This is a genomic window from Flammeovirga aprica JL-4, from assembly GCF_012844305.1.
In the GTDB taxonomy this organism is placed as follows: domain Bacteria; phylum Bacteroidota; class Bacteroidia; order Cytophagales; family Flammeovirgaceae; genus Flammeovirga; species Flammeovirga aprica.
Window position 1 is genome coordinate 34,700 of sequence record NZ_JABANE010000027.1, and the last position, 16,648, is coordinate 51,347.

Below are 16,648 nucleotides of genomic sequence, written 5' to 3' on the forward strand. Positions count from 1 at the left end.
AAGTATGAAAATGAAATTTACAAAATGGCTATTGACGCTCTCTTTATGTATGAGTGTAGGGATCAATACGCTTTTCGCACAAACTGATTTTCGCGAAGAAACTATTTACTTCTTAATGACCACTCGCTTCTTTGATGGAGATCCGAGTAATAATGTTCCCAATGAATGGAGTTCTTACAATCCAGATCCAGAAATTAATCCTTCTATTACAGATCCCAATGATGTCACTTGGAAAGGTGATTTTAAAGGTTTGATTCAAAAACTGGATTATATCAAAGACCTTGGTTTTACCGCTATTTGGATCACTCCAATTGTTCAGAACTGGAGTCCTTTGGATTACCATGGCTATCACGCTTATGATTTTACAAAAGTAGACCCTCGATTGGAATCTCCGGGTGCCACTTTTCAAGATCTGATCAATGAAGTGCATGCCAGAGATATGAAAATTGTGTTGGATGTGGTGACCAATCACGCTGGCCGTTTTGGTATTAAAGGTTTAGCTGAAATAAAATATAATACAGATACTTCAGAAGTCTGGGGACAGGATTTAAATGGTAATCCATTGCAACCTAATCCAAATTGGGAGTACGATGGATTGACACCAAACCCTGATGATGGCTTGATTTGGAGTAGAGCGAACCTACCTGAATTGCCAGCACCTTACAATGAAGATCTTTCCAACTACAACTGGCCTTCTACTGTTTCTTATGTCAATACAACAGATCCGGATTGGTACCACCAAAGCGGTAATGGTTTTGCTCAAGGCTGGGACGATACTGAAAACCTTTACAACAGAGCATTGGCAGGAGATACACCTGATTTAAACACATCAAGTCCACTAGTAAGAGAGTATTTGGTCAATGCTTATAAGACCTTTATCGAAATGGGTGTAGATGCGTTCCGTTGGGATACCATCAAGCACATGTCTAAAGAAGATGTACTGTATTTCTTAGATGCTTTTAAGGCGATCAATCCAGACCTTTTTGTTTTTGGTGAAGTAGCTCAGAAGCGTCACGAATTACACAGTATCGAGGAAATTAATCCACACTGGTACACTTGGAGAGGGGCAACGAATGCATCTGAACCATCAGGAATGGCTGTGATTGACTTTTATGCGGAAGCAAGTTTCCATGGTCCTTTTGAATATGGTGAAGGTTTTGGAGGTGTGAAAGCAGCATCACGTTATGATCACTTATATGCAGATCCGTCAACCAACTTATTATGGTTAGATAACCATGATTTTGGTCCAAATAATGACTGGAACAAGCGTTATGGTGGAACGGATGAAAACTTAGCGGCCTGTCTGAATTTTATGTTTACTTGGAGAGGTATCCCGATTGTGTATTATGGTACGGAAATGCGATTTATGGCAGGGGCCTTTGCGGATATTCATGATGCAGAAGGAATTAAAAAATCCATTAATGAAACAGGTAGAGCATACTATGGTGATGTGATGGATCAAGCACCAAGTCACAAGATTTATCAACACATCAAAAAACTGAATGCTATGCGATCAGCAGTGCCAGCACTTCAAAAAGGAGAGTGGCGCTGGAATGGTGACAATGGCGGAAACGGCGTTGGTTATGTTCGTGTACATGGAAACAGTGAAGTGGCGGTAGGTCTAGCAAAAGATGGATCAGCATCATTCAATTTTACAGGTTTGACCAATGGTGTTTACAGAGATGCAGTGACAGGAGCAGAAGCAGTGGTTTCTAATGGAACTTTAAATTGTACTGTAGAATCAGGTTCGGCGGCTGTCTATGTTTTAAATGGCCCTGGTATGATCGGTGGCAATGGCGTTGGTTTCTTCCAGCCGGGAGAAGGTGGACCAAGCTTGCCATTTGTAAGTGCATCGCCAGCACCTCAGAGATATGACAACCCTGTAGAAGTAAGTCTTTCTGCTTCATTAGGAGCAGGAGGTCCTTATACTATTTATTATACAACAGACGGTTCTCAGCCTTCGTTTTCAAGCAGTCAGTACAACAATACAAAAATCGCTGTCAATGATGATATGGACATCAAATCATTTGCAGTAGATAAAGATGGAAATTCGTCTTCAGTGACTACTTTCTCTTACAGAATCGGTGAGATTGAAGGACTGGAAGTGTATTTCAAAAAGCCATCCAATTGGAATGGTGTCAATGTACATTATTGGCAAGAAGTACCTGCTGGGGCATTACCTGCAAGCACTTGGCCTGGACCAAATATGACACAGCATGATGGTGATTGGTATAAATATGTATTTGAAAATACAGAAAGTGTCAATCTGCTTTTCAGTGACAATGGAAGTAACAAAACCATTGACCTTTCAAGAAACTCAAACGGTTGGTATGATGGAAATACATGGCACAACGAATGCCCTGATTGCTCGGTAATAACACCTCAAGTACCAACTTTAATGCTCACTCAAAATAGCAATAGAGTCAGTGCATCAGCCACTGAAAATGGAGTGATTTATTATACATTGGATGGAAGTACTCCAACTGCTTCATCTTCTCAATACAATGGGGATGTAGTGTTATCTGGAAACGCAGGTGATGTGATTACTTTCAAAGCCATTGCTATTAATAGCGTTGGTAGTTCAGCCGTTAAAACAGTGACCTACACTGTTCCAGAACCAATTGAAGGAGGAATGACCGTGTATTTCAAAACGGACTGTTCAACACCAAGAATTTATTTCTGGAGTGTAACAGGAGGAACCATGACAACAGCATGGCCGGGAGAAAATATGTTGGCTTCAACAGATTACCCTGGATTCTATGAGTACACGATTGACGGCACTTGCACTAATTTGATCTTACTTTGCGGTGATACAAAAATCACTGGCGACGAAATGAATATTTGTGGTAACGTTTGGTATGATAACGGATGGATTGATGAACCAATCACAACGCCTGATACAGAAGCTCCAACAGTTTCTATTTCACCTTCAGGCAGTACTTTTGTAGGCTCTGGAAACATTACAATTTCCGCTTCAGACAATCGTGATGCATCACCAACGCTCTATTATACTTTAGACGGATCTACACCAACCTTATCTTCAACTTCAGCAGAAGGGCAAGTCACCTTATCGATTTCCCAAACTACTACTGTCTCAGCTATCGCTGTTGATGATGCCGGCAATACTTCAACGGTAAGTACCGCATCATTCACAGTGACTGCACCAAGCGGAGGTTTCACCGTTTATGCTAAAGACTATACACATATTTACCATTGGAACGCCTCTCCGACGGGAGCATTGGCTAATGCGACTTGGCCAGGTGTAAGTATGTCACAGTCGAATGGATGGTACGCTTTCACTTTCCCAGAAGCCGTGACTTCTTCAAGTATTATTTTCAGTAATAATGGAGGAGGACAAACTTCTGATTTGACAAGAAACAAAGATGGTTGGTATGTAAATGGGCAATGGTACGATCAAAACCCTGATGGCAATACAGTAACACCAACAGGATTGACAGTTCATTTTAAATCGACTTGGAACAACCCACTCATCCACTATTGGAATACAGATAATGGAAGCTCATCCAATTGGCCAGGAGTAAGTCTAACCAATGATGGAAACGGTTGGTACAGTTATACAATCACGAATACATCTTCTGCTAGTTTACTTTTCCATGATGGAAGTGGAAATCAAACCTCTGATCTATCAAGAGCTACTGAAGGTTGGTATAAAGACGGACAGTGGTATAATTCAAATCCTGAATCAAGCAGTGCTCGCAATGCTACTTTAGGACTGAATTTGGAAGAAGATTTAAAACTGTATCCAACAATTATTGATAATCAATTCTTCCTTCAGCTGACACTTGCAGAAAGTAAGACAGTTGGTGTTCAGATTTTCAATTTGAGTGGACAAGAAGTTTATCCTCTACAATTGAAAACAGTGCAGTCAGGAAAGCAACAATTGACATTTGATCAATTAGACCTGCAAGCAGGAATGTATTTGGTCAACATTTCAATTGATAACCAGAGAACGGTGAGGAAGTTGATCAAAAAATAATGACTCTAACGTAGTTCGAAACACTATCACTACTTTTTCATCAATAAGTACTAGGAAAAAGAAAAGGGATAATTTTAGGTTGTTATTTTTTATTCTTATCGAGGCAGATTTGCAGAGCATAGCATAGTTATGTGATAAAAATCTAACGAAGAGTAGGATAAAAAAGATAAGATAAAATATTCATTTACTTTCGTCCTGGTACTAAAGTAGAACTATCATAGCCTGTAGCATTTTGTTACAGGCTATTTTCGTTAAAAACGGTCATTAACCTGTTCATTACGTGTGAATTATGTTCGTAAGTGAACAAGTGTAAATAGTAGTAAATGGGTGGCTATGTATTTAAATATCTGTAAATCAATAAGTTGTAATTTTTTGGCATAACTATGGAATTACTATTGGCATATTAACTAGTGTTCAAATTAATTACTTTTATTACCATGAAAACCTTACTTATCTCTCTAATCGGCTTGTTCTTTTCTTTGAATTTATTTGCGGCAGTACCTGAGTATCCTGAATCAAATGAAAACTCTGAATTAGTGAAAATGGTCCAAAAAGCAGAAGCAAATGATTGGGCTACTTATACAAAAGCCGCTCAATTGTCAATCAACTGGAATGCAGATTTGGAATTAGCAAAAGAATGGATAGAACATGCTATTTCCGTTGATGAAAATCACGACACATTGGAAGTGTTGGGTGATTATTACTTAAGAACTGGAGATGTACAAAATGCTTATGCAACTTATGAAAAAGCACTTTTGAAAGACATCACTTCAATAGATTATAATAGCAAAGCAAGACTTCAACGTAAATTACTTGTGTTTTCAAAACAATTAAAATAAGTATTTCATTATATACATATCCCTTTTTCGTCTATGCATGCACGAAAGAGGGATTTTTTTTACCCCAATTTCATGTTACAATTTATTTCTCATTGCGCAAAGTATATTAATATTACTATTGAAGATGTTGCGGTGATCAACAAAATTTTCCTTTCCCAAAAAACAACCAAAAACACTCATTTACTTCAAAATGAAAAGCATAATAAGTGCTTTTATTTTATTGAAAAAGGGAGTGTGAAACTGGTCTCAAAATCGTCCAATAGGAAGGAAGAATTTTTCTTTCAGAAAGGTGATTTTTTCAGCACTTATCATATTATGCAAACCAAATCACAGGTTTTTGATATTGTCTTTTTAGAAGACACTCACTATATAGAAATTCCCTTAGAAAATCTTTTCAAGCTCTTTGATCATAATATCAAGTTCAAAAAGCTTCAAGAGATTATGCTTTTTAAGAGGGAAAAAAAGTTTGAAGAGATTAATTCTTAATAACTTCCTTTATTTTCAATGCCTTAGGAATCGTATTTATAAAAGATTAAAATTTTGAATAATATTTTAAGGTATTAAATTATTGTTTAATTCGTTGGTTATGAGCTCTTTCAAATCATCTTTATTTTAAATAATACTTCTGATATTCCATTTTTTCAATAGTAAGTTTGTGAGTGTGAAATCAAAACAATAAAAATTGAGTTACAAAAATAAATGAACTTAAACTGCTATTAAAATGAACAAAACAGTTAAAAGGAATGAGGAGGCCAAAACCGTTTTTGATAGAAGGTCTTTAGAGGTTGATTTTAGACATTTGAAATCCATTTTAAAAGAGGGAATGACCGTCTTGGATATTGGTTGTGGAACGGGTGCCATTACAAAAGATATAGCGAAGTTGGTAGGCCCTTCAGGAAAGGTAATTGGTATTGATAATACATATGCTGTGATTGAGCATGGAAATGTAGTGTACAGCCACATTTCTAATTTAGAATTAAGAACAGTAGACCTTTTTAACTTTGAAACAGAAGAGAAGTTTGATTTGATAGTAGGGGCAAGAGTATTGCAGTGGATGACCACCGTAAAGGAGGCCTTGCAGAAAGTAAAGTCACTTTTAAAGGACGGCGGACAAGTGTCCTTTTTAGATTACAATCATAACCGTTTAGAATGGGTGCCACAACCGCCTTTAACCATGACGCGTTTTTATCAAGCTTTCTTAAAATGGAGAAAAGATGCAGGCATAAATAACGCTATTGGTTCTGATTTGCCACATTTATTAAAAGAAGCAGGGTTTAAAGAGATTGAAGTGATTCCTTCTAATGAATTGTATGATCATACAAGAGAAGATTTTTATGAGCGAGTCAAAATATGGTCTCAGGTAGCAGGTTTGGAGCAGATTTCAACTGAAGGATATATGTCTGAACGCGACCGTTTAAGAGCTATTAAAGACTATAATAAATGGGTAGATGAGAAAGCGGTGTCCATGACCATGATGTTGAATGAGGTAAGGGGGAAGATTTAATTATTTGAAATTTGAAGTGAGTATTTCTCCTCAAACTAAAAAAATGTAGTAACAAAAAACGGTTGTTTTCTAGCTTTGTCGTAAAAGTGTCGTAATGAAAAACAGGTGATTTGATGGATGATTTTCAATATTTGTAGTCTATCCACACGAACAATTGCGATAGACTTGTAAAGCTATGAGAACATTACTTTTATTGGTATTTTTTTTAACTCAACAATTAGCCTATGCAGACAACAACGGGAACTGTCAGACAGTAAACATTCCAGCAACAATTCAATCTGAAAATTTTTGTGCCATGTCAGGCATTCAGACCGAAACAACTCAAGACGAGAGTGGAGGGTTGAATATCGGGTACATTGATGATGATGATTGGATGAGCTATTTCATTTCTGTTCCTTCAGATGGTATTTATAAAATAGCATACAGAGTTGCTTCTCAAAATGGCGGGAACCAACTGCAAATCGATAAAGATAAAGGGGCCACAATTTTAGGTGCTATAGCTATTCCATCAACAGGTGGCTGGCAAACTTGGGAGACCATTGAACATGAAATTCAGCTTTCTGCAGGTGAGTATGAAATTGGTGTAAAAGCCATTACAGGCGGTTTTAATATCAATTGGTTTAGTATCACTCCAGTAACGATTCCACCTGCAAACACCGGATTCCTGCATACTTCAGGTAAAAATATTGTAGACGCCAATGGTAACAACATTCTTCTAAAGTCAGTAAATCTTGATGGTTGGATGGTACAGGAAGGCTACATTATGGAAGTGCCTTTTGGTCCTCAATGGGAAATCATGAATGGTATTACAGATGTAATTGGAGCACAGAACGCACAGCAATTCCATGAGGCTTGGTTGGATAATATGGTCACGGAAGCCGACTTTCAGCAAATCAAAGCATGGGGCTTCAATAGTATTCGAGTGCCGTTGCATTACAACCTTTTCACGCTCCCTATTCAAGATGAACCTGTGGCATTTCAAAATACAGTTTTACCCAGAGGATATGAATTGGTGGATCGAATTTTGGCTTGGGCTCAAAAATATGAATTGTATTTGATCTTGGATTTACACGCCGCCCCTGGAGGACAAGGTGAAGATCAGCCTATTTCTGATTACAATCCTGCTTATCCGTCTTTATGGGAAGAAGGGGAGAACCGATCAAAAACAGTGCAATTGTGGAAAGAAATTGCCTCAAGATATGCTAATGAAGAATGGATAGCAGGTTACGATTTAATCAATGAAACCAATTGGGATTTGGGAGAGAACAACCAAATGCTTTTTGAATTATATGAATCTATTCTTTGGGAATTAAGACAAGTCGATAACAATCATATTGTATTTATTGAAGGGAATTGGTGGGCCAATGATTTCAGAGGTTTAACACCCGCTTTTGATGATAATATGGTTTATGCATTTCATAAATATTGGTCAGATGTAGACCAAGCTTCTATTCAAGAGTTTGTTGATTTAAGAAACACAACCAATACGCCAATTTGGTGTGGTGAGACAGGAGAGAACTCTAATCAATGGTATGCTGAGAGTTTTGAACTATTGGAAAGCAATAACATTGGATATGCTTTTTGGCCCTTGAAAAAGGTAGAGCAGATTCAAGGGTTATTAAAGGTGGAAAAACCGGCAGGTTTGCAAAATGTAGTAGATTACTGGAACGGTGAGGGATCTAAACCTTCAGTGGCCGAGGCCAAAAGTGCTTTAATGCATTGGGCTCAAAATACAAGAATTGAAAATTGCATTTATAATTATTCTGTGATTGATGCCACAACAAGAATGGTAGGTACTAATGCAACAATACCTTACCAATCCATTTCAATTCCCTCTGATATAATTCAAGCTGTTCATTATGATTTAGGTAAACAAGGCTTTGCTTATTATGAGGTAGGTGATCTTGGAGATTATGGTAACGGTGTATGGTGGAACAACAATTGGACGTTTAGAAATGATGCCGTTGATATCTATCAAATTGGTGGCAATGGCGATTTATATATAGGTTAAACGCAGGATAATGAATGGCTGTCGTATACTGTCAATGTAGAAACGTCAGGTAGTTATCAAGTAAATGTGGAATTGGCATCAAACAGTGCAGGAAGTGCTTTTCATATTGAAATCGATGGACAAGACATTACGGGAACTACTGCTGTACCAAGCACAGGAGGTTGGGAAGCCTTCAGTACACAATCGACCAACAGTTTTATTCTTTCCAATGGTCAAAAAGAAGTGAAATTTGTGTTCGAAAAAGGAGGATTTAACATTAAAGCACTCCAATTTGAGTTATTAGAAGATACTGAAGAAGAAGAGGAAATCATTGAAGATGACTGCCCTCAAATACAGCTTGATTTCTCTTATGATGGTATTGAAGAGAAGTGCTGGGTGACCACAGAAAATATCAGCTATATTAATTCATGGGGTACAGCGTCAGTGACCATTAATGGAATGGATATTACAAATACCTGGGTCAATAGTTTCCCTCCGAAAGAGAATGGAAAATACCATATTACTTTTAAAGGAGTAGAATCATGGGCACATATAGAAATCATGGGTGCATCTTCAAATCAAAGAGTTTTAGGTGTAGAGCCATTGAATACCACATTTGAAGTTTATCCAAATCCTGTAAATAAAAAGGATGTGACAATAGAGTATTCTGAGGACAATGGAGAGGCGGTATTGAAAGTGTTTGATATGCAAGGTAGAGAAGTGTATTCTCAAAAAATCAACGCTAGATATTCTAAAATACCAGCTCACCTCTTTGAAAAAGGAATTTATATTATATCAGTAGTTGGTGGATCAAAAACTGAAAAGTTAAAATTGATTGCATTGTAGAAAAATCTGAATCCAACAGATTTTAGTGGAACTTCCTTTTTGTTTTACAGAAAGGAAGTTTTTTGTATTTGATATCATCTATTTCCCTTTTCCTTCATTAATCACTGAGAATGTAATTCACCACCTAATATTTTTATATCCACCATATTTTTTCCATATTGTAATAAAATATTTAGTATGCATGCATACTATTTTTAACCAATACAACACACACTATGGAAAAAATTTCCACACCACTAACTGAAATGTTGGGTATTGATTACCCGATGATTATGGCTCCTATGTTTTTAGTTTCTAATGCTGAAATGCTGATTGCCGCTGCACAAAGCGGTATTACAGGGACCGTTCCAGCCTTAAACTACAGAACTGACAAAGATTTTAGAGCAGCTATCCACGAGATCAGAACTGCAATTGGCGATAAACCTTTTGGGGTAAATTTAATTGCCAATAAATCCAATGTCCGCTTACAAGAACAATTAAATACCTGTGTGGAACTGGGCGTAGATTTTATCATTACTTCTTTGGGTTCTCCACGCAAAATCATAGAGAAATGTAAACCTGCAGGCATCAGAGTTTTCTGTGATGTAGTAGATACCAAGTACGCATTGAAGGTACAGGAATTAGGTGCAGATGCCGTGATTGCAGTAAATAAAGAAGCTGGGGGACATGCAGGGCCAACATCTGCCAGTGAATTAGTACCTGCTTTGGTAAAAGCTTGTGATATACCTGTGATTTCAGCCGGAGGTGTTGGCAACGGAGTGCAATGGAAAGAAAAGATAGACCTTGGTGCGGTGGGTATTTCTATGGGAAGTCCATTCATCGCTACGCATGAGGGTGGTGTCAATGACGCTTACAAACAGGCCTGTGTAGATTATGGCGCTAAAGATATTGTGATGACCACAAAGCTTTCGGGCACGCCATGTACGGTGATCAATACTCCTTACATGCAGGAAATCGGTACAAAACAAAACTGGCTGGAATCATTGCTCAACAAAAACAAAAAGCTAAAGAAATTCGCCAAAATGCTTACTTTCTATAAGGGTATGAAAATGCTTGAGAAGTCGGCTTTCGGTGCCACTTATAAAACGGTGTGGTGTGCAGGCCCATCCATCGAATACGTAAAATCCATCCGTTCTGTAAAAGAAGTGGTGGAAAGTATGGTGGAAGAGTATACTTCTACAACAAATGTGGTGGAAAGGTAAATTATAGCATGTTTGAGACCGCTCTTTTTAAAGAGGTTGATCAGGTAAATTGTTATACAGGCAAGGAAAATATAGCATAAAAAAGAAAGGCTTAAAAGTATCACACATACAGTTAAGCCTTTTTATTTCAATATTTTTTTCCAGTCGATAGAAGGGCAATACTGTGAAATTTTATCGATCTCGTAAATCGACTCTATTTCATTTTCTATATTGTTACCGTTCTTATAATTGACCTGTATGTAGGCACCATCGTAATTATAAAGTTCAAATTTTTTACCTGTCTTGTACATTGAGGTAAGGAAGTCTGAAAAGTATTGCACGATCTCTGCTTTCTGGATCAAGCTCAGTTTGTTGAAGGTAATATGTTGAAGGCGTACCATTAGTTTTTTTGGAAGTAATAATTAAAAATCTACTTTCTATAAAGTTAGTGCTTATCTTTAAAAGTTGAATATAAAACGCTTATTTATTTTTATTAACAAATGAAGAAATTGATATTACTCAGAGGTTTACCCGGTGCAGGAAAGACAACCGTTGCACAAGCAATGGGAGGCTCAATTGAAGCGGATGACTTTATGGTCAATGAAAAAGGTGAATATCAATTTGATCCTAAAAACCTACCTTTTGCCCATAAGCAGTGCGAGGAAATGGTAAAACTCTGTATGTCTAAAAATCAGGAATTGATAGTGGTTTCCAACACATTTACTACGGAAGACGAAATGAGAAATTACTTTATCCTAGCGGAAAAATACGGTTATCAAGTGTCTACCTTGGTTGTAGAAAACAGGCATGGAAGCCAGTCTATTCATAATGTACCGGATAGTAATATTAGAAGAATGATGGAGCGGTTTGAGATAATATTGTAAACTAAATTATCGTCGACTTTCAAACGACACTTCTACAAACTTTCGATGATCTACTTTCAAGCTTCCTTCTTCATTTTTCCATTATTGAAAAGCAAAGCAAAAAATCTAGGCTTAGAAGTCAAAAGCTAAATTCCATTCCTTTCGCCTAAATGATTTTAAACCTAAATACCATCAATATTCGAAAACTTAGTAAGCCAAGTATAAAATACACTCGGCTTACATCATTTACATCGGTTTTAATCCTGACTAAGTTGATGTCTGAAGTAAGACATCTTTCTTCTCTTTTAAATATTATTGTATTTTGAATGAAGTAGTTTGTGAGGACGTCGCATTGCAACGTCCCAACAGCCATAATAAAGGTTCTTCATTCTTTATTTTTTACTTAGAATTCAGCTGGTTCAAGATGGCAGCCGCTCCAATACCCGTTCCTTTTTGTCTAGAAGGGAAGGCTTTCATACTTTCAGCAAAAGCTTTTAGTGGAGGTGCAATTGTTGGCAGCACCCATGTTTTTTCTTTCATCCAAAGGAAATGACCAGGTGTGTCAATTGATCTTTCATATGGATCTAATTTCAAGTTAACGATCATACCTCCTGGTAGTTTTTCAGAATCTTTCAGCCATTCATCTTTCACTGCCAGATAGATTTTCCAGTGGTCTACACGGATGGCTTGAAGTTCATTTTCGGCATAGAAGAAAAACTCTCTCCTTTTCGATTTTCCATTTTGAAGAAGTATATCCGTTTGATTATAACCATCGATATGTACTTTATAATCATTGCCATTGACTTTCTTACCTTCTAATAATTCTTCTTTCACATCTTCCTCACCAATCATTGCCATTAAAGTAGGCAACCAGTCTTCAGCAGTAAACAGCTCACCGCTATAGGTCCCAGCAGGAATATTCTTAGGCCATTTAACCAGCATTGGCACTCTAAAACCACCATCCCAAGTAGTTCCTTTTTCACCTCTAAAAGAAGCTGTACCGCCACTTGGCCAATGGGCTAGGTTAACGCCATTGTCAGAAGTAAACATTACAATGGTATTGTCAGTCTCCCCAATTTCATCCAATGTTTTCAATAGTTCGCCTACTAAGTAATCAAGGTGTAAAAGGCCGTCGGCATAAGTACTATGTCCACTTTTTCCTTTCCATTTCTCACTTACATAAATCTCCTGATGCATTCTTGATGGATTGAAGAATAGGAAAAACTCCTCGTCTGCTTTTTTCTTTTCTTTCAACCATTTTTGAGAGTATTCCAATACCTCATCATCAAAAGTTTCTTGTCTGAGTTTACCCAATTCTCCTCTGTCTTCTATTACTTGTTTACCTACTTTTCCCCAGCGAGGATCTACCGTTGTATCATCCTTTAAAGTTACTTTACTGTAAATGACATTACGTGGTCTCCCCACAAAGTTAGGGTCATCTGGGAATTCAGGTTGTTCTGGCATATCCATCATATTTAAATGATATAAGAAACCATAAAACTCATCAAACCCGTGTACCGTTGGTAAATGTTCATTTCGGTCACCAACATGACTTTTTCCAAAGTGTGCTGTTGCATAACCTTGATCTTGTAATAATTCTGCAATAGTTACATCCTTCTCACTGAGTCCTAATTTTGCTCCAGGCTGTCCTACAGAGGTCAAACCGGTTCTAATAGGGTATTGACCTGTAAGGAAGGAAGATCTTCCGGCAGTACAACTCTGTTGCGCATAATAATCAGTAAGCATCATTCCATCGTTACCAATCTGATCAATATTAGGGGTGTTTACCGCACCCAATCCTCTATGATAAATAGACAAATCCTGTGGAGCCACATCGTCTGTCATAATCATGATAATGTTTGGTCTTTTGTCTGCATAAGTCATTTCACTTAAAGCGAAAAGAAAGACAAGAAATAGATATTTTCTCATAATTTTTTCTGATTGATTGTGATACAAAACTATAAATTGAGACGCTCAAAAATGAGAGGGAAAGCATGAGTTTAAAAAACTACGTGAATCACACAGTTTTATCCTTAGTTATAAAAAAAGCCCTCTCTACAAGGGTAGGGAGGGCTTAAAACCAATTAAAATAAATCATACGATAAGGTGCTGAGTGGTGATGGGAGAAATGAGTAATACCCACTCAGACCAAATCCTTTTATAAGTTTAGCATCTTGAAGATTTCGCTTACTAAAACCATTAAGTTACTGTTTTCAATTACTGCTTTTTCCTTATTTAATAACAACACAAAGGTAGGAGTGTGGTAGGAGAGATAGGTCTGTAATTTCGGTATAAATGATTTTTACGTGTTTCCCTTAGTTTTTATCAACTGCTAAATAAATTGAATGTAAAAACCTGGTTAACAGTGTTGTGGTGAAGAGAGACGAAAGTTGATAGCACACAAAAAAGCCTTCACTACAAAATGTAATGAAGGCTTCAGTTACTTTCTATCCCTTAAGAACCAAGACAAAATGTCCACATTTTTTGTCCTAGTACTTACAATTTACTTTGAAAATGGAGTGGGAGTAGGATCAACAATTGGATGTTCCGGTGTAATTGGTCCTAACTCTTCATCTTGACTGCTGCAAGATGTCATGGCAGTTGTACCTAGCAATGAGATCACTAAAACGAATAATTTAAATTTTTTCATGTTTGTACTATTTGTAATATTTAAAACCGATTTTTCATATTACAAAGGTAGAGTACAGTGCTGAGGCATAGGTCTGTATAAACCGGAGTTTTGATTTTTGCGTGTTTCCCTTAGAATTAAAATTGATTTATAAATCATCAAAAAGCTTTCTCTCAATGGCAAACAAAACAAGACCAGCTACGTTCTTCACACCTGTTTTCTCCAAAAGATTTCTCTTATGTGTTTCCACGGTTCTAGTTGAAATAAACAGCTCATCAGCAATTTCCTGATTAGAATATTCCTTACAGATCAAGTGCAGTATTTCTTTTTCTCTTCCTGTCAATGGAATTTCTGATGACACTCTTTTTTTAGAAGAAGGAACACTAGATAGCCCTTCCATAATGATGTTAGTGACTTCAGATGAATAAAAAGATTTCCCTTGTGCAACGGTTTTGATGGCATTTCTCAAATCATCCTGCGTACAATCTTTCAACACATAACCCTTCGCACCTGCACTCAGCATTTTCTTGATGTTGTAATTTTCGTTCATCATAGTCAGGGCAAGTATCTGCACTTCAGGATATTCTTTTGTGATAGCTTTCGATAATTCAATGCCGTCCATTTCAGGCATCATAATGTCTGTTACCACTACATTGACCTCGTTTTCTTTCAGAAGTTCCAATGCCTCCTGACCGTTGTTAGCTTCTCCTACAATTAGAAATTGGTCTTGATGTAAGAACGATTTCAACCCCTCTCTGATCATGATGTGATCATCCACCAATATTAATTTGATAGGTGTATTCATATTATATTCCAAGTTCAAAAATAATTTCTGTTCCTTTCGTTTTTTGTGAAGAAATCTGGAAATAGGCCCCCACAGCATTGGCCCTTGTTTTCATACTATTGAGCCCAAAAGAATCTACTTTTGTATTCAAATCAAACCCCACTCCATCATCTTCAATTGTCAATACAATCATATCCGGATGCTTCAACAACTGTATGGTACATTGAGAAGCTTCTGCATGTTTGATCATATTATTAATACTTTCCTGTACAATTCTATACAACGTCATCTCCACAGAAAGTTTCACTCTTTCCTCCCCTAAATTTTCATAAAAATGAATTTCCGTAGAGGTGGTGCCCTGCAAAGCAGAAATCAATGCTTGAATTGCCGATACCAAACCATTGGCACTAACTACTTTTGGCATTAAGTTGTGAGCCAACGTTCTGCTCTCTTGAATAGCTTTTTTGAGATAACTATAAGCAATATTAAAATGCTTTTTCTCCTCCTCATTTGTAATCACCGTTTCTGCTCTTACTTTTTCAAGGTTGAGAATGGCCGTTGACATGGTTTGTTGCAGATTGTCGTGAATCTCACGAGCGATACGACTCCTTTCTTTATCTTCCGTTTCGAGAATAGCATCCACTATTTTTTCATCCTGATGAAGTTGTTCAGTGATATCATTAAAAGTACCGACAATGCGTGCGAGTTCCCCTTGCTGATACACGGGAGCACCGTGACATCTGTACCATCTCAGTGTTTTATCTTTTGTATAAAAACGGGCATCAAAATAGATTTTATCCCTTGTAGCTTTATGATGTTCAATCTGTTTTTGTAAAATCTCCAGATCATCTTTGTGTATATGTTCTCTCAGAAAATCCAGCGTTGGAATGATCTCTTCATAAGGATAATCAAACAAACAACAGCCTTTAGGGAACCAATTGATGGTTTTATTTTTTGTGTCAAAATCCCATATCAAAAGACCAGTTCCTTCTACAGCCAATGTAAAACGCTCATCACTTTTTTCAAGTTCCTGTTTGACCTTTTTGAGATCCTCAACACTTTCCTTGAAACGAAAATCAATCACTTCTTGACGTTGTAATCTCTTTCGGATCAGATAAAATGAAATACATGAAAAGACGAGTATGAATAACAAAAATGTAAGGGAAGAATAAAAGTATTGGAAGCCTTCTGCTCTGTTTAATTCCCACACGCTTTGGGTTTTTTGAATCATATCACTTTCAAACTGATCCAGCTCAACATGGATTGTTTTGATGAGTTGTTCATAACTTTCCTGATAGAAATAATGAAGTGCAGCATCTTGGTTATTTTCTTGATATTGCTGTAAAATATGCTCTTCCTTTTTGACTTGCTCCTTAAGTAGTTTTAGTGTTTGATTGATTTTATTTTGTTCTTCCTGTTCAAGCTCCAAATTATCAAGATTGATATGCTGAATACTAGTTTTTAGCGTGTTATACTCATTGAGATATTTTACGTTTTCACTTGTAATATAGTGTAACAACAACTGATGCATTTCACGGCTGCCGTCTTCCATTTCATTTTTCACTATGATACTTTTGTGGCGGCTGATCTGCATTTTACCAAACGCTTTTCTATTGCTCAGTAATGCTAAAAAGAGCATGGAGAGCAATAGAAGTGAAATAATGATCACTCCAAAAAGACTGGTAAAAGTGGTTTTGATTTTCATCGTGAAATTCAGCTTAAAATATTCAGAATAGAAAGTTACTATAATTGTGGTGTAATTGATGTTACAGTCTTTGTTTTTTTCTTATTCCAAAGTATAAGAAAGGACTTTCCTCCATTTTACCTTTTTGATAATTACGTATTAAGTTAAGATACTTCAATCAACTCTCCACGTTTATAATTTGTGTATTGACTGATTTTCAATTACCTTAATTTCACAAACATGCACTTCGTAAACAGATACAATGAAGCATAGCTATTTCTATCTGAAAACTTAGCGCTGATGAAGTACTAAATCAATTTTTTACTAACTA

At 36.8% G+C, this 16,648-nt stretch carries 13 protein-coding genes and 1 pseudogene; 9 read left to right on the forward strand and 5 right to left on the reverse strand.

The features are described 5' to 3' along the window. Positions 1-10: 10 nt before the first annotated feature. The 8 genes and pseudogenes from HHU12_RS11915 to HHU12_RS11945 all read left to right on the forward strand — a co-directional run bounded on the left by HHU12_RS11915 (position 11) and on the right by HHU12_RS11945 (position 10,378). On the forward strand, positions 11-3,997 hold the full coding sequence (locus tag HHU12_RS11915; protein WP_169656969.1) for a starch-binding protein: 3,987 nt from the start codon (positions 11-13) through the stop codon (positions 3,995-3,997). A gap of 437 nt (positions 3,998-4,434) precedes the next feature. Beyond that, a complete protein-coding gene (locus HHU12_RS11920) occupies positions 4,435-4,836 on the forward strand; it encodes a hypothetical protein (protein ID WP_169656970.1) in 402 nt (133 codons plus the stop codon). Positions 4,837-4,908: 72 nt separating this feature from the next. After that, complete coding sequence (locus tag HHU12_RS35920; RefSeq protein WP_169656971.1) at positions 4,909-5,322, forward strand: cyclic nucleotide-binding domain-containing protein; 414 nt, start codon at positions 4,909-4,911, stop codon at positions 5,320-5,322. Positions 5,323-5,557: 235 nt separating this feature from the next. Next, entirely contained in the window at positions 5,558-6,340 is a 783-nt protein-coding gene (locus tag HHU12_RS11930) for a methyltransferase domain-containing protein (RefSeq protein ID WP_169656972.1), read from the forward strand. A gap of 175 nt (positions 6,341-6,515) precedes the next feature. Beyond that, entirely contained in the window at positions 6,516-8,351 is a 1,836-nt protein-coding gene (locus HHU12_RS11935; protein WP_169656973.1) for a carbohydrate-binding protein, read from the forward strand. 12 nt (positions 8,352-8,363) lie between these two features. After that, positions 8,364-8,615 (forward strand): annotated as a pseudogene (locus tag HHU12_RS35925) (carbohydrate-binding protein); the annotation flags it as partial. A 66-nt stretch (positions 8,616-8,681) separates the two neighbouring features. After that, entirely contained in the window at positions 8,682-9,176 is a 495-nt protein-coding gene (locus HHU12_RS35930) for a T9SS type A sorting domain-containing protein (RefSeq protein WP_394353197.1), read from the forward strand. A gap of 215 nt (positions 9,177-9,391) precedes the next feature. Further along, on the forward strand, positions 9,392-10,378 hold the full coding sequence (locus HHU12_RS11945; protein ID WP_169656975.1) for an NAD(P)H-dependent flavin oxidoreductase: 987 nt from the start codon (positions 9,392-9,394) through the stop codon (positions 10,376-10,378). 122 nt (positions 10,379-10,500) lie between these two features. On the opposite strand, the gene HHU12_RS11950 is transcribed toward HHU12_RS11945, so the two are convergent. Beyond that, entirely contained in the window at positions 10,501-10,758 is a 258-nt protein-coding gene (locus tag HHU12_RS11950) for a hypothetical protein (protein ID WP_169656976.1), read from the reverse strand. A 99-nt stretch (positions 10,759-10,857) separates the two neighbouring features. Between HHU12_RS11950 and HHU12_RS11955 the strand changes: the two genes are divergently transcribed. Continuing rightward, positions 10,858-11,241, forward strand: a complete 384-nt coding sequence (locus tag HHU12_RS11955; protein WP_169656977.1) for an AAA family ATPase — start codon at positions 10,858-10,860, stop codon at positions 11,239-11,241. A gap of 378 nt (positions 11,242-11,619) precedes the next feature. Here HHU12_RS11955 and HHU12_RS11960 read toward each other — a convergent pair whose 3' ends face one another. From HHU12_RS11960 to HHU12_RS11975, 4 genes are all read right to left on the reverse strand, one after another. After that, on the reverse strand, positions 11,620-13,149 hold the full coding sequence (locus tag HHU12_RS11960; RefSeq protein ID WP_169656978.1) for an arylsulfatase: 1,530 nt from the start codon (positions 13,147-13,149) through the stop codon (positions 11,620-11,622). A 574-nt stretch (positions 13,150-13,723) separates the two neighbouring features. Next, positions 13,724-13,870, reverse strand: coding sequence for a hypothetical protein (locus tag HHU12_RS11965; protein ID WP_169656979.1), 147 nt, complete (start codon positions 13,868-13,870; stop codon positions 13,724-13,726). 127 nt (positions 13,871-13,997) lie between these two features. Then, positions 13,998-14,654, reverse strand: coding sequence for a response regulator (locus HHU12_RS11970; protein ID WP_169656980.1), 657 nt, complete (start codon positions 14,652-14,654; stop codon positions 13,998-14,000). 1 nt (position 14,655) lies between these two features. Further along, the gene (locus HHU12_RS11975) at positions 14,656-16,338 is read right to left on the reverse strand and encodes a PAS domain-containing sensor histidine kinase (RefSeq protein WP_169656981.1); all 1,683 of its coding nucleotides are present in this window, start codon (positions 16,336-16,338) and stop codon (positions 14,656-14,658) included. Positions 16,339-16,648 lie beyond the last annotated feature (310 nt).